This window comes from Sphingosinicella sp. LHD-64 (assembly GCF_031157375.1).
Taxonomy (GTDB): domain Bacteria; phylum Pseudomonadota; class Alphaproteobacteria; order Sphingomonadales; family Sphingomonadaceae; genus Allosphingosinicella.
On the sequence record NZ_JAVIFV010000004.1, the window covers coordinates 717,900 to 735,941 of the forward strand.

Here is an 18,042-nt window from a genome sequence, read left to right on the forward strand (position 1 = left end):
ATCAGTTTATACTTATATAAGTCCAGACCGTGTTACTGCGGTCCGGGCACGAGGTGGGCCCCGTCGAACCTCTCGACCTCGACCGCATCGAGATCGATCTCGTCGACGCAGCGCAGGTTGATCTCGACCATCGGCCCGTTCGGGCTGTCGCCCTCGGCAAAGGGCGCGCAGCCGCAGGTCCTGCAGAAATGGTAGCGGATCGCCTGTTTGTTCCATCTGTACGTGAGCAACGCATCGCGGGGCGTGTTCAGGGTGAACTTTTCGGCGGTCGTGAAATGATGCAGCGCGCCGCGCCGGCGGCAGATCGAGCAGTTGCATTCCATCGCCTTGGCGGGCGTGTCTTCGTCGACGCTGTAGGCGATCGCGCCGCAGTGGCAGCTTCCGGTGAACGGCATCGATATTCTCCTTTTGTTCCGGGATCTGGCTAGCCCTGGACCAACGGGGAATCAAGTCCGCAGGATTTTGGGTCGGGCGCTCACAGCCAGTCCCTGCGACGGAAGTTGACGTAGAGCGCAAAGCAGGTGGCGAGGACGAGCGCGAGAACGAAATAATAGCCGTTCGCCCAGCGCAGTTCGGGCATGTTCTCGAAATTCATGCCGTAGATGCCGGCGACCGCGGTCGGCACCGCGAGGATCGCCGCCCAGGCCGCGAGCCGGCGGGAGATCATCGTCTGCTGCGACTGTGAGGTGAGCAGGCTCGCCTCGAAGGCGAAGGCGAGCATTTCCCTGAGGCCGTCGATCTCCTCCTGCACCGAGCGGACATGATCGGTCACGTCGCGGAACAGGAGCTCCATCTTCGCGTCCATCTCGAACAGGTCGCTGTGCTCGAGCCGGCGGCAGACCTCGACCAGCGGCAGCACGCCGGCGCGCAGCCGCAGCAGGTCGCGGCGCAGGATGTAGAGGCGCTGGACCTGGACCGCGCTGAGGCGCTCGGCGAGCACGTCGTTCTCGATCCCCTCGGCCTCCTCGTGGACGCTTTCCAGCACGCCCTGGTAATTGTCGACGATGAAGTCGAGGATCGAGTGGAGGATATAGGTCTCGCCGCGCACGAGCAGCGCTGGCGAGGCTTCGCAATGGGCGCGGACCTTCTTGTAGGAGGCCGAGGGGCCGTGGCGGATCGAGACGACATAGCCGCAACCGACGAAGAGATGGGTCTCGCCGAATTCGATCCGGCCGTCGATCAGCTCGGCGGTGCGGGCGACCACGAACAGCGATTCGCCGTAACGCTGGAGCTTCGGCCGCTGGTGGGCCTGGCCGGCATCCTCGATGGCGAGCTCATTGAGGCCGAATTGCCGCTGGACGGTGCGTAGCTCCGCCTCGGACGGCTCGAGCAGGCCGATCCAGACGACATGGCCCTCGCGTGCCGCCCAGCCGCCACCCTCGTCGATGCCGATGTCGGCGACGCGGCATCCCTTGTGATAGACCGTCGCGGCGATCAGGCTCGCCGGTCTCGATGGGCTCTGGTCGTCCGCCATGGCTGGTCCCCTCCGCCAGGGCCAGCTTAGCGCGATCAGGCGGCGATGTCGCCGATGCCGAGCTCGCCCAATTTGCGGTAGAGGGTCGAGCGGCCGATGCCGAGACGGCGGGCGACCTCGGTCATGCGGCCGCGATAATGGCCGATGGCGAGGCGGATGACGTCGGCCTCGATCGCCTCGAGCGAGCGCAGGTTGCCGTCCGAATCATAGAGTGTGACGCCCGGACCATGAGCCATGGCGGCGGTCTGCGACTGCCCGGCAAGCGGCTTGGCGTGATAGTCGTCGGCCCGGCGGCCGAAGGTCGCCTCGTTGGCGATGTGCGGGAAATCGGCGGCGGTCAGCGCGTCGCCCTCGCACAGCACCGCGGCACGGAAGAGGGCGTTCTGGAGCTGGCGGACATTGCCCGGCCAGCCGAAGGACATCAGCACCGCGAGCGCATCGTCGGTGATCGAGAGCGGACGCATGCCCGGCTGGTCGGCGATGCGGGCGAGCAGGTGGCGGGCGAGGGCAGGGATGTCGCTGGCCCGGTCGCGGAGCGGCGGGACCGGCACGTGGACGACGTTGAGCCGGTAATAGAGGTCCTCGCGGAAGCGTCCGGCGGCGACCTCGCCGGCGAGCCGCCTGTTGGTCGCCGCGATGATCCTGACGTCGACCGTCTGGGTGATCCGGCTGCCGATCCGCTGGAACTCGCCGCTTTCGAGCACGCGCAGCAGCTTCACCTGGGTGTCGAGCGGCAGCTCGCCGACTTCGTCGAGGAACAGGGTCGCGCCGTCGGCATCCTCGAACCGGCCGATATGGCGGTCGAACGCGCCGGTGAAGCTGCCTTTCTCATGGCCGAACAGCACCGATTCGACGAGATTCTCGGGAATCGCGCCGCAATTGACGACATGGAGCTGCTTCTTGCCGCGCGGGGAGGCGGCATGGATCGCTTGGGCGATGATCTCCTTGCCGGCACCGCTCTCGCCCTCGATCAGGACGGAAACGCGGGCACGGGCGGCCTTGGCGGCGACCGCGAGCGCGGCGCGGAACTGCGGCGCCGAGCCGACGATCTCGTCGAAGCCGAGGCTCTTGGCGATCTTCTCGGACAGCGGACGCAGTTCGCCGGCCGAGCGACGGCGGTCGGTGGCGGTGTTGAGCGCGCCGAGCAGCCGGTCCGGCGCGATCGGCTTCACCAGGAAGTCGCTGGCACCGGCACGCATGGCCTCGACGGCGACGGCGACGCTGCTCTGGGCGGTGAGGACGAGGAGCGGGATTTCCGGCTTCAATGCGCGGATCTGGCGGATCAGCTCCGCGCCCTCCTCGCCGGGGAGCCAGTGATCGATCAGGATCGCGTCGAATTTCGGTTCCTGTGGATCGGCGAACATCGCGCGCGCGGCGTCGAGATCGTTGGCGCCGCGCACCCACCAGCCGGCGCGCGCGCCGATCGCCGTGACCAGGCGGCGCTGGGCGGGCTCGTCGTCGATGAGCAACAGGCAACGGGTCGGGTCCGGCCGCATCTTGTCCCCTCTGTGCGAATTCGGGACCGGTTACTCCGAAACGGGTAAAGGGGGGCTTAAAGCAGATTGCTCCAACGGCGATCCTGTGCGCCGGCCGTGCCGCTTCCGGAACGGAAATCGGGCAACGGCGAGACGAGCCTTGCCCTTCCTTCCCCGCCCTTGATAAGAAGGCGCCGAACAGGGGACTCCAGGAAGGACAGGACATGGCTGCCGACGCTGAAGCGGGCAAGGAATTCAAGGCGCACGCGAACACCTACGATTTCTTCATCGGCCTGATGAAGTGGGGAACGATCCTCAGCGCGATCACGGCGATCATCGTCGTCCTGATCATCGCGAACTGAGCCGGGACCGCGGGGGGTGAAGATCGCGGTTCTGAAAGAAAGCGAAGCGGGGGAACGCCGTGTCGCCGCCACGCCGGAGACGGTGAAGAAATTCGTCGGCCTCGGCGCCAGCGTCGCCGTCGAATCGGGGGCGGGCGACGGTGCCAGCATCGCCGATGCCGATTACGTGACCGCGGGCGCGGTCGTCGGTCCGCGCGGCGAGGTGCTGAAGGATGCGGAGATCATCCTCGCCGTCCAGGGTCCCGATCCCGATGCGCTGAAGGGCGCGAAATCGGGCGCGATCCTGGTCGGCGCGCTCAATCCGTTCGGCAAGCGCGAGCGGGTCGACGCCTATGCCGCCGCGGGCTTCGAGACGCTGGCGATGGAATTCCTGCCGCGCATCACCCGCGCCCAGTCGATGGACATGCTGTCCAGCCAGGCGAACCTCGCCGGCTACAAGGCGGTGCTCGACGCGGCGGCCGAATATGGCCGCGCCTTCCCGATGATGATGACCGCGGCCGGCACGGTGTCGGCCGCCAAGGTCTTCGTGATGGGCGTCGGCGTCGCCGGCCTGCAGGCGATCGCCACCGCGCGCCGGCTCGGGGCGCAGGTCTCCGCGACCGACGTGCGCGCGGCGACCAGGGAGCAGATCCAGAGCCTCGGCGCCAAGGCGATCTTCGTCGAGAGCGTTGCCGGCATCGAGGGCGAGGGCACCGGCGGCTACGCGTCGGAGTTGTCGGACGAGTACAAGGCGGCGCAGGCCGAGCTGGTGTCGAACCATATCGCCAAACAGGACATCGTCATCACCACCGCCCTGATTCCGGGGCGGCCGGCGCCGCGCCTGATCAGCGACGCGCAGATAGCGACGATGCGGCCGGGCAGCGTGATCGTCGACCTCGCCGTCGAGCAGGGCGGCAATGTCGAGGGCGCGGTCGCGGGCGAAATCGTCGAGAAGCATGGGGTGAAGATCGTCGGCCACAAGAACGTGCCGAGCCGGCTCGCGTCGGACACCTCGGCGCTCTACGCGCGCAACCTGTTCAACCTGCTCAGCGCCTTCTGGGACGCCGAGGCGAAGGCGCTGAAGCTGCCCGACGAGGACGAGATCGTCCAGGGCGCCCGCCTCACCCGGGGCGGCAAGGTCGTCAGCGAACGGCTGCAGGGATGATCGCGATGCGCGGCGCCCTGAAAGGATTGCCGCCACGTTGCGTCATGCTCGGCGCTGCCGCGCTCGCCGGCTGTGCGACGAGCTCGCCCTCCGCGCCGCTTGCCGGGTGGAGCCGGGCGCCGGATCTCACCGTCTATGCGGCGATGGACGCCTATGGCGGGATCGCGCGCGAGCAGGCGACGCTGTGCGGGGGATTCAGTCCGGTGTCGGTGCGCACCCACTGGGACGATGATTTCGGCGCGCGCGAGGCGGCGGTGCGGGTGGCCCTGGCGGCCCGGCACGGCGCGGACGCGGTCGATCGCGCGCGGACCGAGCCGGTGCAGACCGTGCCCTGTCCGGACGTGCCGGACCTTACGTGGCGCACCCATTATTCGCGGCTGCTGCGGCTCTTGGAAATGCGGCTCGGGCTGGCCTGAGGGGGAGGCTTCAAAGTGGATTTCATCTCGATCCTGTCGATCTTCGTGCTGGCCTGCTTCGTCGGCTACTACGTCGTCTGGTCGGTGACGCCGGCGCTGCACACGCCGCTGATGAGCGTCACCAACGCCATTTCTTCGGTGATCATCGTCGGCGCGCTGATCGCCGCGATGGCGGGGGCCAGCTCGCCGGGATCGAAATGGCTGGGCCTCGCCGCGATCGTGATGGCGAGCGTCAACATCTTCGGCGGCTTCGCCGTCACCGCGCGCATGCTCGCCATGTACAAGAAGAAGGAGCGCAAGGGGTGAAGGGGGCAATCGTCACCCCGGCGAAGGCCGGGGTCTCAGGACCAGAAGTCACGGCGTGTCTCACCGAGATCCCGGCCGGAGTTTATCCTGAGCGACGCCGCAGGCGGCGTCGAAGGGCCGGGATGACGGTCACAGGGGGTGCCCGTCATGCATGAGACCGCCGCCGCGCCCGCCTGGGTGATGCTCGCCTATCTGATTTCGGGCGTCTGCTTCATCCTTGCGCTGAGAGGACTCTCCAGCCCGGAAAGCTCGCGCCGCGGCAACCGCTTCGGCATGACCGGTATGGCGATCGCGCTGGCGACCACGCTGGTGCACTATGTGCCGCACGCCGCGCCGGCACCGGGGCTCGACAGCTATGTCGGGCCCGACTGGATGGCGATCGGCGAGGTGCTGGTCGCGATCGCGATCGGCGCGGCGATCGGCCTGGTCATGGCACGGCGGATCGCGATGACGGCGATGCCGCAACTCGTCGCCGCCTTCCACAGTCTCGTCGGCCTCGCCGCCGTCGCGGTGGCCGCGGCCGCCTTCCTGAATCCGATCGCCTTCGGCATCGCCGACGCGGCGGGGGTCATCCATCAGGTCAGCCGGATCGAGATGGGGCTCGGCGTCGCGATCGGCGCGGTCACCTTCTCGGGCTCGGTGATCGCGTTCCTCAAGCTGAACGGCAACATGTCGGGCAAGCCGATCATCCTGCCGCTGCGGCACGTAATCAACCTCGGCACCCTCGCGGTGATCGTCGGGCTCGTCGGCTATTTCACGCAGGACCAGAGCCCGTGGATCTTCTGGACGGTCACGGCGCTTTCTTTCCTGATCGGCTTCCTGCTGATCATCCCGATCGGCGGTGCGGACATGCCGGTCGTCGTTTCGATGCTCAACAGCTATTCGGGCTGGGCGGCGGCGGCGATGGGCTTCACGCTGCAGAACAGCGCGATGATCATCACCGGCGCGCTGGTCGGCTCGTCGGGCGCGATCCTCAGCTACATCATGTGCCGGGCGATGAACCGCAACTTCATCTCGGTCATTGCCGGCGGCTTCGGCGGCGATGCGATCGCCGCGGGCGCCGAGGCGGCGATCGACCGGCCGTGGAAGCGCGGCTCCGCCGAGGACGCGGCCTTCCTGATGAAGCAGGCCGAGCTGGTCGTGATCGCGCCGGGCTATGGCATGGCGGTCGCGCAGGCGCAGCATGCGCTGCGCGAGATGGCGGACCTGCTCAAGAAGGAGGGCGTCACCGTCAAATATGCGATCCACCCGGTCGCGGGCCGCATGCCGGGCCACATGAACGTGCTGCTCGCCGAGGCGAACGTGCCCTATGACGAGGTGTTCGAGCTCGAGGACATCAACTCCGAGTTCAGCCGCGCCGACGTCGCCTTCGTGATCGGCGCCAACGACGTGACCAACCCGGCGGCGAAGACCGACAAGACGTCGCCGATCTACGGCATGCCCGTGCTCGACGTCGAGAAGGCGAAGACCGTGCTGTTCGTGAAGCGCTCGATGGGCGGCGTCGGCTATGCCGGCGTCGACAACGAGCTCTTCTACCGCGACAACACGATGATGCTGCTCGCCGACGCCAAGAAGATGGTCGAGGAAATCGTCAAAGCCATGGGCTAGCGCGAGGCGCTGGCCTTTTGACAATCTCGTGAAGGCGGCGATGAGCTAGAGCGGACCAGCCTTCGCCTGGGGCGATCGACATGCACCTACGCCGCAGCCAGCTCGCATTCGCAAGTGGGTCCACAATGGACCAATTTCGGCGACATAGGATGCCCGAGAGGGAGACTGACTGAATCCGCCGTTCTCCCGCAGGCGACCCTCCCGATTCCGCGATTGGCTCTCGGCGCTCGCGGCCTCAAGAAAGACGCAGGAATGGATCGACCCGGGGATATTAAATTCCACTCCGGTTCGGAGGCGAAAACGGTTTGATGCCTTCGAAGATGGAGCGATCTTTCCCAGCAAATGATGATGGCATGGGAAGTAAAGATGGCGCATGATGCGCTGATGATGATTGAATATGGCGACGATCAGCCTCTTCTTGTCTTTGGCGATACTCAGATTGCTCTGGATCAGGCGCGACGCGATGCCGAGGTGGCCGGGTTCCGGGTCGTCCGATCCGACCTCGTCTCCGCTTTTGATACCGTCGATCAGGCTGCACCGGCACCGATCTTCTTGAATCTGGATGGGCATGTCGCTCGGGAGGCCCTGGTCGGTCTGCTCGACAGGATGGAGATGGATGCCCAATCGGGAAGACCCGGCATTGTCGCCGCGCCACGTGGAATGATCGACGTGATCGCGGCGCACGCATTCCATTCGTCCATCACCCATTTGTGCGAGGCTCCGGAGCCGGCCCGGCTGCTGGCCTTGCGTCTCGCGAGCATGCGCCGACCGGAACGGCTCCACGATGTCAATCGGGAGGGCGACGCACTGATGCAGCATGCGCTGCTGCATCAGCTTTCCGAGGAGGTCGGGCGGATTGCGGGCATCCTGGCCTCGCTCTCGGAGGACGAGGAAGCGGCGCGCGCCGGGCCCGGCAAGATGCACGCGAGCGACGACGATTTCGCGGATATCGATGCGGGGCATATTCGCGCCATCATCCGGGCCCGCCGGTTGCGGGACCAGTTCTTCCGCAACGACCTGTTCGCCGATCCGGCCTGGGACATGCTGCTCGATCTCATGGCTGCCCGGATCGAGAAGGGCCGCGTCGCGGTCTCGAGCCTGTGCATCGCGGCGGCGGTGCCGCCGACCACGGCGCTCCGGTGGATCAAGGCGCTGACCGACCGGGGCCTGTTCGTGCGCTCGGCCGATCCGCTCGACGGCCGGCGGGTCTATATCGAGCTGTCCGACGAGGCGGCGCGATCGGTCGCGGCCTATCTGCGCGCGGCGCAGCGGCTGGCACCCACGGTGATCTGAAGAGGCTTGCCCTGCTGCGCCCGCGATGGCAGTGGAGCCGCCCACGCGATGTGGGCGCTTAGCTCAGTTGGTAGAGCAGCACGTTTACACCGTGCGGGTCGGCGGTTCGAGCCCGTCAGCGCCCACCATCGCGAAAAAGCCCGGAGGCGCGGTCAGCGGGCGATCTTCGCCCCTAGCTCTGCTTTCGCGACCTCATATTCCCGCGTCAGCCGAGAAATATAGTCCGCCGCAGGCAGCACGGCCTCGATCGCGCCGATGCCCTGACCGGAGCCCCAGATGTCGCGCCAGGCCTTGGCCTTGCTGCCGCCGGGATTGGCGAAGTTCATCGTGCTGATGTCGCCCTCGGGCAAGTTGGCGGGATCGAGGCCGGCCAGCTCGATCGATTTCCTGAGATAGTTGCCGTGCACGCCGGTGAAGAGATTCGAATAGACGATGTCGCTCGCCCGGCCCTCGACGATGCCGTTCTTGTAGGCGTCGGTCGCATTGGCCTCCGCGGTCGCGATGAAGGGCGAGCCGATATAGGCGAGGTCGGCGCCCATCGCCTGCGTGGCGAGGATCGCGCGGCCGCTGGCGATCGCGCCGGAGAGGATCAGCGGCCCGTCGAACCAGGTTCGGATCTCCTGCACCAGCGCGAAGGGCGAGAGCGTTCCGGCATGGCCGCCCGCGCCGGCGGCGACCGCAATGATCCCGTCCGCGCCCTTCTCGATCGCCTTGCGGGCGAAGCGGTCGTTGATGATGTCGTGGAGCGTGATGCCGCCCCAGCCGTGCACCGCATCGTTGAGCTCGGGGATGGCGCCCAGCGAGGTGATGACGATCGGCGCCTTCCACTTGGCGCAGGTCGCCATGTCCTCCTGCAGGCGGGCGTTGGACTTGTGGACGATCTGGTTGACCGCGAACGGGGCCGACGGCGTGTCGGGATGGTCGCGGTCCCAGGCGGCGAGCTCCTCGGTGATCCGGTGCAGCCATTCGTCGAGCAGGCTCTGAGGCCGGGCATTGAGTGCCGGGAAAGACCCGACGATTCCCGCCTTGCACTGGGCGATGACCAGCTCCGGGCTCGAGACGATGAACAAGGGCGAGCCGATCACCGGCAGGCGCAGGCGGTCGAAGAGTGCGGGCAGGGTCATTGCTTTACCTTAACGTAAACTGCCGGACTGACAAGCGCCGCCAAACCGGTCTGGCTAACCTTTGCTGCCTCCTCTTCGATCGTCACCCCTGCCCTTCAATCGTCACCCCGGCGAAGGCCGGGGTCCAGTTCCTGTTCGGGCTGGATACCGGCCTTCGCCGGTATGACGGGAATTGTCGCAGGCTATGAACCGGAGGCTGGCAGTCCTAGACTGGTGGAATGATGCAGGCGATGCAGGTGGAGCGGCCCGGCGCCCCGCTCCGGATGGTCGAGCGGCCGATCCCGATGCCGGGACCCGGCGAGCTGCTGATCGAGGTGGCCGCCTGCGGCGTCTGCCGCACCGATCTCCATGTCGCCGAGGGCGATCTCAACGGACCGCTGCCGATCGTGCCCGGGCACGAGATCGTGGGGCGGGTGAGGGCCCTGGGCGCGGGTTCGGAGGGTTTCTCGGTCGGCGACCGGGTCGGCGTGCCCTGGCTCGCGCAGACCTGCGGCCGCTGCTTCTATTGCCAGACGGGGCAGGAGAATCTGTGCGACGCGCCGCTGTTCACCGGGTTTACCCGCGATGGTGGCTTTGCGAGCCATGTCGTGGCCGATGCGCGCTATTGCTTCCCGATCCCGGACCGGTTCGGCGATGCCGAGGCGGCACCTTTGCTCTGCGCGGGGCTGATCGGCTACCGCGCGCTGCGGCTCGCCGGGGCAGGGGAAGCGATCGGCCTCTACGGGTTCGGCGCCGCCGCCCATATCCTCGCCCAGGTCGCGACCTGGCAGGGGCGGCGGGCCCATGCCTTCACCCGCACGGGCGATGCGGCCGCGCAGGATTTCGCGCGGTCGCTCGGCTGCGGCTGGGCGGGTGGATCGGACGAGGCGCCGCCGGAGCTGCTCGACGCGGCGATCCTGTTCGCGCCGGTCGGGGGGCTGGTGCCGGTGGCGCTCCGCCATGTCCGCAAGGGCGGCCGTGTCGTCTGCGCCGGCATCCATATGAGCGACATTCCGGCCTTTCCCTATGCGGACCTCTGGGGCGAACGCAGCATCCTCTCGGTCGCGAACCTCACCCGCGCGGACGGGCGGGAATTCCTCCACATCGCGGCACAGGTCCCGGTGAAGACGCACGTCACCGTTTTTCCGCTGGCCGAGGCCAATGTCGCGCTGGACCGGCTGCGCACGGGCGCTATCGAGGGCGCGGCCGTGCTCCAGCCATGAGGGGATTCGCCCGATGCACTACCGCAGACTTGGCGACAGCGATCTCGAGGTTTCCGCCATCTCGCTCGGCTCCTGGCTGACCTATGGCGTGGGCGTCGAGGCGGAAAAGGCGCGGGCGTGCCTTGATCGCGCGTTCGATGTCGGGATCAATTTCATCGACACTGCCAACGCCTATGGCCGCGGTGCCGCAGAAACGTTTCTGGGAGAAGCGCTCGCCGGGCGCCCGCGCGACAGCTATGTGCTGGCGACCAAGGTTTATTTCCCGATGTCGGACACCGACCGGGGCCTGTCGGCGGCGCAGATCGAAAAGCAGCTCGATGCGTCGCTGCGGCGTCTCGGGTGCGATTACGTCGATCTCTATCAATGCCACCGCTATGATGACGAGACCCCGCTCGAGGAGACGATGCGGGCGCTGACCCGCGCGGTCGAGGGCGGCAAGGCCCGCCATGTCGGCTTCTCCGAATGGCCGGCGGACAAGATCCGTGCGGCGATCGACATGGCGGGGGTGGTGCGCTTCGTGTCGAGCCAGCCGCAATATTCGCTGCTCTGGCGCGCGCCGGAGGCCGAAGTGATACCCCTATCCGCGGCGAACGGCATCTCGCAGATCGTCTGGTCGCCGCTCGCCCAGGGCGTGCTGACCGGCAAATATCGTCCGGACGCGCCGCCGCCTGCCGGCAGCCGGGCAACCAGCGACGAGATGGGCGGCTGGATCGATCGCTTCCTCACCCGCCCGACGCTGGAGGGGGTCGAGCGGCTGAAGCCGGTGGCCGCCGAGGCCGGGCTCAGCCTCGCCCAGTTCGCTTTGGCCTGGGTGCTGCGTGAGCCGAACGTCGCCTCCGCCATCATCGGCGCGTCGCGGCCCGAGCAGGTGGACGAGAATGCGGCGGCGGCTGATGCCCGGGTCGATCCGGCGCTGTTTGCCGAGGCCGAGCGGATCGTGGCCGGCGCATGACCCGTTTCGCGCTCGAACGCTTCGATCTCGATCGCTTCGTCGCGGCGACGCTCGAGGAGGACCTGGGCGATCATGGCGACGTCACCTCGGCGTCCGTGATTCCGGCCGATGCGCGCTTCTCAGGCGTGATGGACAGCCGCGATGGGATCGTCGTTGCCGGCCTGCCGATCGCCGAAGCCTTTTTCCGCGCGCTCGATCCCGAGATGGAGATCGCGCGGCTGGCCGAGGAGGGTCAATCCGTTCCGGCCGGCACCGATCTGATGCGGCTGCGCGGCAATGCGCGGGCGCTGCTCACCGCAGAGCGCCCGGCGCTCAACACCGTCCAGCACCTTTCCGGCATTGCGACGCTGACCCGGCGCTATGTCGACGCGATCGCCGGAACCGGCGCGATCCTGCTCGACACCCGCAAGACCATTCCGGGCCTGCGGGTGCTGGAAAAATATGCGACCCGGATGGGCGGCGCGCAAAACCACCGGATGCGGCTCGACGATGCGGCGATGATCAAGGACAATCATGTCGCCGTCGCCGGCTCGGTGGGAGAGGCGGTGCGCCGGGCCGTAGCATCGGGGGTGCAGCGGATCATGGTCGAGGTCGACCGGATCGACCAGATCGTGCCGGCGCTCGACGCGGGGGCGACGCATCTGCTGCTCGACAATATGGATCCGGCGACGCTGCGCGAGGCGGTGGCGCTGATCGGCGGCCGGGTGCCGACCGAGGCGAGCGGCGGCGTCACCCTCGATACGATCCGGGCGAAGGCGGAGACCGGTGTGACCTACGTCTCGGTCGGCCGGATCACCCAGTCCGCGCCGGCAGCCGACATCGGGCTCGACTTCGCCACGCTCTAGCCGGTTCCTCGCCCGACCACTTCTCCCTCGATCGTACGGGCGGCGGGGTGGTGCTTGTCGAGATGGCGCTTGATCATCCTCAAGTTGCGGCTGTTCGAGCGGAAGGCGAAGTCGAACAGGTCGCCGACCAGCGGGATTGCGCCGATTGCGGTGTCGATGCCGACATTGCCGACCATCCGCGCGAGATGGAATTTCGACATGCCGAGATTGCGCGCCTCCCAGACCAGCCAGGCGCCCATCGCGGTCGTGACGACGTCGCCCAGCACCGGCACCAGGCCGATCATCGCATCAAGGCCCACCGGCCGGTTGATCCCCGGCACGACGAACAGCCGCTCGAGCATCGTCTCCATCGCCTCGATCCGCCGGCGCACCGAATGCGGGTCGCGGCCGAGCGGAAGCTGATCCGCCATCCGGCCCAGCGCTTCACGGTCGATTGCCACTCAAAACCCCTCCGCGATCAACTCGCTCGCCGGGTGGCGCGCGAAAGCGTTCGGGCGAAATCCGGTCAGCCGGCGGGATACCAGCGACCAGCGGACCGGACCGCCCAGCGCGATATAGGGTGTCAGGGCGGCGAGGGAACGGTCTGCCTCGGCGAGCGCCGCCTGTCGCTCGGCGGCGGTGGCCGCGAGGCGAGCGCGCTGCAGCGTCTCGTCGACCGCCGCATCGCAGACCGGGCTCGCGTCGCAGGTGAAGAAACGCAGGTACCAGGTGGGCAGGTTCGCCGGCGCCACGGCATCGACCAGCCGCAGGTGCGCGGCCGCGCCAGGCGCGACCCGCATCGCCTCGACGCCGATCCGCGCCCAGTCGCGACGCAGCGAAGAGAACATGATCTCGTAGCCGGGCCCGTTCGGGATCGCGACACGCAGCCGCAGCGATGTATCCGGGCCGAGGGCGGCGATCGCCGCCGCGGCCTGTTCGCGCCGCATCGGCAGCGGCTCGGCGGCCCAGTCTGGCGCCGCCGGGCGCGGGAGCTCGGCTGTGCCGCCGGGCACCAGCCCCAGGTGCGCCTCGAAGCCGGCGTCGAGGGCGCGCGCCAGCGCCGCACGGTCGACCGCCATGCTGAGCGCGCGACGCACTTCGACGGCCGCCAAAGGGCCTTCCGCACTGGTGAAAACCAGTCCGAACAGGCCCTGCGGCCGGTCGAAGACGAGCGCCCCGCGCGGCAGGTCGGCAACGCGCGCATAGGCGAGGTCGCCGATCGAGCCGCCGGTCACCAGTTCGACCTCGCCGGCGACGAACCGTGTAACGGCATAAGCCGGCGGCTCGCCCCAGAGCAGGATGTCGGGCACGGGATCGCGCGGACGATCGTCATCGTCCGGCTGAGGCAAAGCGAGATGGAGCGGCGCATTGCCTTCGCCTTCGACGCGATAGGGGCCGGTACCGCGACCGTTGAGCAGCAACCCCATCTCCGGCTGGGCGAGGACCTGCAGGAAATTGGGGCGAGGCCCGCGCAGCTGGATTTCCAGTACCTCGTCGGTCATCGCGACGACGTCCGAGATGGCGGCGAGGATCGGCTTGAACGGATTGCGGCTCGCCCGGCTGATCGCGGCGCGAAGCCGCGCGGCGACCTGCTCGGCCGTCACCCTTTGCCCGTCCGACCAGGTCAGCCGGCGGATGCGGAAGGTATAGCGCAGGCCATCGTCGGAAACGATCCAGCTTTGCGCCAGCGCCGGCTCGATCTCGCCGCTCGCATCGAAGCGAACGAGGCCCTGGGCGACGGCCTCGGTCAGGAAGGCGGCGGGCGGATCGAGCGGTCTCAGGTTCGGGTTCACGAGTTGCGGCGCCGAACCGATCGCGCTCACGGTGATCGGCCCGGTCGCTTGCGGCCGGCAGCTCGCCAGCAGCGCCGCAGCGCCGCCGACAAGGACCAGCATGAGCCTTCTGAACGCCATTCACTCGCACCATGTCGACGCCGACCATCGGCTGCCGGTCGCGCTCTTTTACCTGCTGACAGCGGAAAAGCAGCCCCGCCTTTACTCCTCCTTCACCGAACCCGCGCTAGGGATCGACGATGGAACGCGCCGCTGCGGACATGTCTGCCGAAGAGCTGGAGGACGGTTTCCAGCATCGTCGTTCGTCGCGCCTCGCGGTGAATTGTCCTGCCAGCCTGAATGCGCAGGACCGCTACACCATCCAGGTGAAGGTCCGTGACGTTTCCACATGCGGCTTCATGGCCGAATGCGACGAGGTCGTACGGATCGGCAGCTATGTCGTCCTGGACGTGCCGGGAATCGGTCGGGTCCATGCACAGGTGCGCTGGCAAATCGGCCTGCGCATGGGCGGCATGTTCCTCGATCCGATCAGCCTGGCGCGCTGCGAATGGGTGGCCGTTCGGGCCGACGCTGACTTGAAGGCCTGATTGCAGCTGCAAAAAGGCCGGGGCGGACCCCACCCCGGCCCTTCGAAAGCCGCTCTACGGGCTGGTGGGCTCGTCGTCGTCGTCGAAGATCACGCCCGTCGCGGTCAGGATGCCCGCGATAACGATCGCCGCGGCAACAGCCGGCGCAAGCCAACCGCCACCCTCCACGGAATTGGCGTCGTCCATATCCGCGCCTGCTCGCGCGGCGAGAGGCTGGAGCGAAAGAGACTGGGCAGAGGCTTGTGCCATCGCCGGCGTGGCAACCAATGCAATGCACGCAAGCGGTGTGAGTACGCGACTGAACATCTGAACCCCTTTCCATCGGCCAGTGGATGCAAAGGCCGCAACTGACGCATCGGGGAAAGGGTGCAACGCTAGCGACGAAACGCGCTGAAACGACGATGACGCGCAGGTCCCACGCAGATCGTAGGGCACCTGTCATGACCCTTCGAGGCGGCGCTTGCGGCTGCGCCAGGCTGTGTTGGTGCGGACGGCGGGACTCGAACCCGCACGCCCTTGCGGGCAGAAGATTTTAAGTCTCCAGCGTCTACCGGTTCCGCCACGTCCGCACATTTGCGTCGTGCGCGGACGGCGCGGCATTGGTCAAGGTTCCGTGCGCATTTCCTGCTGCGTAGGCAGGCATAGGCCGAACTTGTGGTCCGTTCGATCGTTTTGATTGGTCACGCAGAGAATGGCGTGATCATAAAAGTCGAATGGGCAAGACCATCAAAGCCACGCAACCGCCACGGCGGCTGAATCCTGCCGCGCTCGGCGCAACGATCACCGAGCACTATCACAATCGCTCGCTCGCCGATGTGAACGACCACGAGATCCGACTGAGCGTGATGACTGAGGGTTTCCCCTGGCACATCCATCCCGATTCCGACGAGACCTTCCTCGTCGTCGAAGGTCAACTCGTCATCGAGTTCGAGGCCGGCGAAGTGGTGCTGTCTCCCGGGGAGATGCTGACCGTGCCGCACGGGGCGCGTCATCGGACGCGGCCGGGCGGCGCCCGGTCAGTCAACCTGACGTTTGCGCGGAAGGACGCCGCGACCGCCTTCGAAGCCGGCGGCTAGGCGCGGCACCCGAACGTCAGACGTTCAGCCGCTCGCGCATTTCCTTGCCGGGCTTGAAATAGGGAACGCGCTTGGCGTCGACGTCGACCGGATCACCGGTGCGCGGGTTGCGGCCCTTGCGGGCATCGCGACCCCGGGTCGAAAAGGCGCCGAAGCCGCGGAGCTCGACGCGGCCGCCATCCTGCAGCTGGGCGATGATGGCATCGTAGAATGCCGAGACGACGCGTTCGACCTCCTTCAGCGTGAGATCGGGGTGGTCGTCGCACAGCTTCTGCACGAGTTCAGATCGAATCACGCTTGCCCCCTTCAAGAAGACGCATGGCTTGAGACGCAGCCGGAAAGCGGCACGTCCCCAAACGCCGCCGCTGATTCAGGTTAGTCGCACCGATGCGGGCAAAATGCAATCGGGGATCGCGCGAAATTCCGTGCAATTCAAAGGCGCTAGTTAACGAAACGAAACCGAAACGAACCGGGCGGGCGCGTACGCACCCGCCCGGTAATATTCGTTAGCTTTGTTTTTGCTTGAGGGCTTCGCCGAGGATGTCGCCGAGGCTGGCGCCCGAATCGGACGAGCCGTACTGGGCGACCGCCTGCTTCTCCTCGGCGATCTGCAGCGCCTTGACCGAGAAGGTCGGCTTCTTCGAGCGGTCGAAGCCGGTCACCATCGCGTCGAACTTCTGGCCCGGCTGGAAGCGCTCCGGGCGCTGCTCGTCGCGGTCGCGGCCGAGATCGTTGCGCTTGATGAAGCCGGTCGCGCCGTCGTCGCCGACCTGGACGTCGAGGCCGCCGTCATTGACCGCCAGCACGGTCACGGTGACGATCTCGTTCTTGTTGACGCCGCTGCCCGTGCTCGCGCCCTTGGCGACGCCGCCGCGCTCGAGCTGCTTCATGCCGAGCGAGATGCGCTCCTTCTCGACGTCGACATCGAGCACGACGGCCTTCACGACCTCGCCCTTGCGGTGCAGATTCAGGGCCTCCTCGCCCGACACGCCCCAGGCGATGTCCGACATGTGGACCATGCCGTCGACGTCGCCGGGCAGGCCGATGAACAGGCCGAACTCGGTCGCGTTCTTGACCTCGCCCTCGACCTCGGCGCCGACCGGGTGCTGCTCGGCGAAGCTCGCCCACGGATTGGCCTGCGCCTGCTTGAGGCCGAGCGAAATCCGGCGCTTCTCCTCGTCGACCTCGAGCACCGAGACGTCGACCTCCTGGGAGGTGGAGACGATCTTGCCCGGATGGACGTTCTTCTTGGTCCAGCTCATCTCGGAGACGTGGACGAGGCCCTCGATGCCCGGCTCGAGCTCGACGAAGGCGCCATATTCGGTGATGTTGGTGACGCGGCCCTTGAACACGCCGTCGACCGGATATTTGGCGGCCGCACCCTCCCACGGATCGGATTCGAGCTGCTTCATGCCGAGGCTGATGCGCTGGGTGTCGCGGTTGATGCGGACGATCTGCACCTTCACCGTGTCGCCGATGTTCAGCACCTCGCTCGGATGGCCGACGCGCTTGTAGGAAATGTCGGTGACGTGGAGCAGGCCGTCGATGCCGCCGAGGTCGACGAACGCGCCATAATCGGTGATGTTCTTGACGACGCCGTCGACCACCTGGCCCTCGGCGAGGCTCTGGATGAGGCCCGAGCGCTGCTCGGCGCGGGTCTCCTCGAGGATCGCGCGGCGCGAGACGACGATATTGCCGCGGCGGCGATCCATCTTGAGGATCTGGAAGGGCTGCGGCAGGTCCATCAGCGGGCCGACGTCGCGGACCGGGCGGATGTCGACCTGGCTGCCGGGCAGGAAGGCGACGGCGCCGCCGAGATCGACGGTGAAGCCGCCCTTGACGCGGCCGAAGATCACGCCCTCGACGCGGTTGCCGGCGGTGTGCTCGGTCTCGAGCTTGTCCCAGGCGGCTTCGCGGCGGGCGCGGTCGCGGCTCAGCATCGCCTCGCCGTTCACATTCTCGATGCGGTCGACATAGACCTCGACCTGGTCGCCGACATTGAGGTCGGACTTCTGGCCCGGCGTGGTGAACTCGCGCAAGGGAACGCGGCCTTCCGACTTCAGGCCGACGTCGATGACAGCCATGTCGTTCTCGATGGCGGTGATGGTGCCGACGACGACGCGGCCTTCGAAGCTTTCGTTCTCGCCGCCGAGGGATTGGTTGAGGAGCGCCGCGAAATCGTCGCGGGTCGGATTTGCCGTGGTGGCCATATGAAAAGGAGTCCAAACTAACGTTTGCCTGGGGAGCGTTCCCTTAGAGCGGGAACGCACCTCCCCCGGTCTTTTGCACCAGCATGCCGAAACGGCCCCATGCCGCTGCGGCGCCCGTTGGATCGGAGAGGCCGCGGCCCGCGCAGGAAAGCAAAAAGGCGCGCTGGGGCGGAGCTGAGATGCCCACCCAAACGCG

Annotated in this window: 20 protein-coding genes and 2 tRNA genes; 12 read left to right on the forward strand and 10 right to left on the reverse strand. The window is 67.3% G+C overall.

Annotation, left to right across the window (positions count from 1 at the left end):
* Positions 1 to 32: 32 nt before the first annotated feature.
* The 3 genes from RCO27_RS16970 to RCO27_RS16980 all read right to left on the reverse strand — a co-directional run bounded on the left by RCO27_RS16970 (position 33) and on the right by RCO27_RS16980 (position 2,970).
* Complete coding sequence (locus RCO27_RS16970; protein ID WP_309003886.1) at positions 33 to 395, reverse strand: GFA family protein; 363 nt, start codon at positions 393 to 395, stop codon at positions 33 to 35.
* An 80-nt stretch (positions 396 to 475) separates the two neighbouring features.
* Positions 476 to 1,474, reverse strand: coding sequence for a magnesium and cobalt transport protein CorA (locus RCO27_RS16975; RefSeq protein ID WP_309003887.1), 999 nt, complete (start codon positions 1,472 to 1,474; stop codon positions 476 to 478).
* Positions 1,475 to 1,509: 35 nt separating this feature from the next.
* Positions 1,510 to 2,970, reverse strand: coding sequence for a sigma-54 dependent transcriptional regulator (locus tag RCO27_RS16980; RefSeq protein WP_309003888.1), 1,461 nt, complete (start codon positions 2,968 to 2,970; stop codon positions 1,510 to 1,512).
* Positions 2,971 to 3,173: 203 nt separating this feature from the next.
* Between RCO27_RS16980 and RCO27_RS16985 the strand changes: the two genes are divergently transcribed.
* The 7 genes from RCO27_RS16985 (at position 3,174) to RCO27_RS17015 (ending at position 8,206) form a co-directional block, all read left to right on the forward strand.
* Entirely contained in the window at positions 3,174 to 3,311 is a 138-nt protein-coding gene (locus RCO27_RS16985; RefSeq protein ID WP_309003889.1) for an aa3-type cytochrome c oxidase subunit IV, read from the forward strand.
* A gap of 16 nt (positions 3,312 to 3,327) precedes the next feature.
* Entirely contained in the window at positions 3,328 to 4,455 is a 1,128-nt protein-coding gene (locus RCO27_RS16990) for a Re/Si-specific NAD(P)(+) transhydrogenase subunit alpha (RefSeq protein WP_309003890.1), read from the forward strand.
* Positions 4,456 to 4,499: 44 nt separating this feature from the next.
* Positions 4,500 to 4,871: a hypothetical protein gene (locus RCO27_RS16995; protein WP_309003891.1), complete on the forward strand. Its 372-nt coding sequence runs from the start codon at positions 4,500 to 4,502 to the stop codon at positions 4,869 to 4,871.
* 15 nt (positions 4,872 to 4,886) lie between these two features.
* Positions 4,887 to 5,177 (forward strand): NAD(P) transhydrogenase subunit alpha, encoded by a 291-nt coding sequence (locus tag RCO27_RS17000; protein WP_309003892.1) that lies wholly within the window; start codon positions 4,887 to 4,889, stop codon positions 5,175 to 5,177.
* A 147-nt stretch (positions 5,178 to 5,324) separates the two neighbouring features.
* Entirely contained in the window at positions 5,325 to 6,785 is a 1,461-nt protein-coding gene (locus tag RCO27_RS17005; protein ID WP_309003893.1) for an NAD(P)(+) transhydrogenase (Re/Si-specific) subunit beta, read from the forward strand.
* 366 nt (positions 6,786 to 7,151) lie between these two features.
* The gene (locus RCO27_RS17010; RefSeq protein ID WP_309003894.1) at positions 7,152 to 8,078 is read left to right on the forward strand and encodes a winged helix DNA-binding protein; all 927 of its coding nucleotides are present in this window, start codon (positions 7,152 to 7,154) and stop codon (positions 8,076 to 8,078) included.
* A gap of 52 nt (positions 8,079 to 8,130) precedes the next feature.
* Positions 8,131 to 8,206, forward strand: a tRNA-Val gene (locus RCO27_RS17015).
* Positions 8,207 to 8,230: 24 nt separating this feature from the next.
* Here the strand turns inward: RCO27_RS17015 and RCO27_RS17020 are convergent.
* Entirely contained in the window at positions 8,231 to 9,202 is a 972-nt protein-coding gene (locus RCO27_RS17020) for a nitronate monooxygenase family protein (RefSeq protein WP_309003895.1), read from the reverse strand.
* Positions 9,203 to 9,420: 218 nt separating this feature from the next.
* On the opposite strand from RCO27_RS17020, the gene RCO27_RS17025 reads away from it, so the two are divergent.
* From RCO27_RS17025 to nadC, 3 genes are read left to right on the forward strand one after another with little or no spacing between them, the layout of a single operon-like run.
* Positions 9,421 to 10,404: a zinc-dependent alcohol dehydrogenase family protein gene (locus RCO27_RS17025; RefSeq protein ID WP_374990395.1), complete on the forward strand. Its 984-nt coding sequence runs from the start codon at positions 9,421 to 9,423 to the stop codon at positions 10,402 to 10,404.
* Between the two features lie 13 nt (positions 10,405 to 10,417).
* Complete coding sequence (locus RCO27_RS17030) at positions 10,418 to 11,356, forward strand: aldo/keto reductase family protein (RefSeq protein WP_309003896.1); 939 nt, start codon at positions 10,418 to 10,420, stop codon at positions 11,354 to 11,356.
* Complete coding sequence (gene nadC / locus RCO27_RS17035) at positions 11,353 to 12,201, forward strand: carboxylating nicotinate-nucleotide diphosphorylase (protein ID WP_309003897.1); 849 nt, start codon at positions 11,353 to 11,355, stop codon at positions 12,199 to 12,201. The genes RCO27_RS17030 and nadC overlap by 4 nt, the downstream gene beginning before the upstream one ends.
* On the opposite strand, the gene RCO27_RS17040 is transcribed toward nadC, so the two are convergent.
* Together RCO27_RS17040 and RCO27_RS17045 are read right to left on the reverse strand one after the other, a co-directional pair.
* Positions 12,198 to 12,611 (reverse strand): DUF4112 domain-containing protein, encoded by a 414-nt coding sequence (locus tag RCO27_RS17040; RefSeq protein ID WP_309003979.1) that lies wholly within the window; start codon positions 12,609 to 12,611, stop codon positions 12,198 to 12,200. The two genes, nadC and RCO27_RS17040, sit on opposite strands and share 4 nt — an antisense overlap.
* Before the next feature lie 30 nt (positions 12,612 to 12,641).
* Positions 12,642 to 14,075, reverse strand: a complete 1,434-nt coding sequence (locus RCO27_RS17045; protein WP_309003898.1) for an ABC transporter substrate-binding protein — start codon at positions 14,073 to 14,075, stop codon at positions 12,642 to 12,644.
* Positions 14,076 to 14,212: 137 nt separating this feature from the next.
* Here RCO27_RS17045 and RCO27_RS17050 point away from each other — a divergent pair, with 137 nt between their 5' ends.
* A complete protein-coding gene (locus RCO27_RS17050) occupies positions 14,213 to 14,560 on the forward strand; it encodes a hypothetical protein (protein ID WP_309003899.1) in 348 nt (115 codons plus the stop codon).
* A gap of 54 nt (positions 14,561 to 14,614) precedes the next feature.
* Here the strand turns inward: RCO27_RS17050 and RCO27_RS17055 are convergent, their stop codons facing one another.
* Together RCO27_RS17055 and RCO27_RS17060 are read right to left on the reverse strand one after the other, a co-directional pair.
* Positions 14,615 to 14,746: a hypothetical protein gene (locus RCO27_RS17055; protein ID WP_309003900.1), complete on the reverse strand. Its 132-nt coding sequence runs from the start codon at positions 14,744 to 14,746 to the stop codon at positions 14,615 to 14,617.
* A 296-nt stretch (positions 14,747 to 15,042) separates the two neighbouring features.
* Positions 15,043 to 15,129: transfer RNA gene (locus tag RCO27_RS17060), tRNA-Leu, on the reverse strand.
* A 144-nt stretch (positions 15,130 to 15,273) separates the two neighbouring features.
* Here RCO27_RS17060 and RCO27_RS17065 point away from each other — a divergent pair.
* Complete coding sequence (locus RCO27_RS17065; protein ID WP_309003901.1) at positions 15,274 to 15,636, forward strand: cupin domain-containing protein; 363 nt, start codon at positions 15,274 to 15,276, stop codon at positions 15,634 to 15,636.
* A gap of 16 nt (positions 15,637 to 15,652) precedes the next feature.
* Here the strand turns inward: RCO27_RS17065 and RCO27_RS17070 are convergent, their stop codons facing one another.
* Entirely contained in the window at positions 15,653 to 15,931 is a 279-nt protein-coding gene (locus RCO27_RS17070; RefSeq protein WP_309003902.1) for an integration host factor subunit beta, read from the reverse strand.
* Positions 15,932 to 16,142: 211 nt separating this feature from the next.
* On the reverse strand, positions 16,143 to 17,846 hold the full coding sequence (rpsA, locus tag RCO27_RS17075; RefSeq protein WP_309003903.1) for a 30S ribosomal protein S1: 1,704 nt from the start codon (positions 17,844 to 17,846) through the stop codon (positions 16,143 to 16,145).
* Between the last annotated feature and the right edge of the window lie 196 nt (positions 17,847 to 18,042).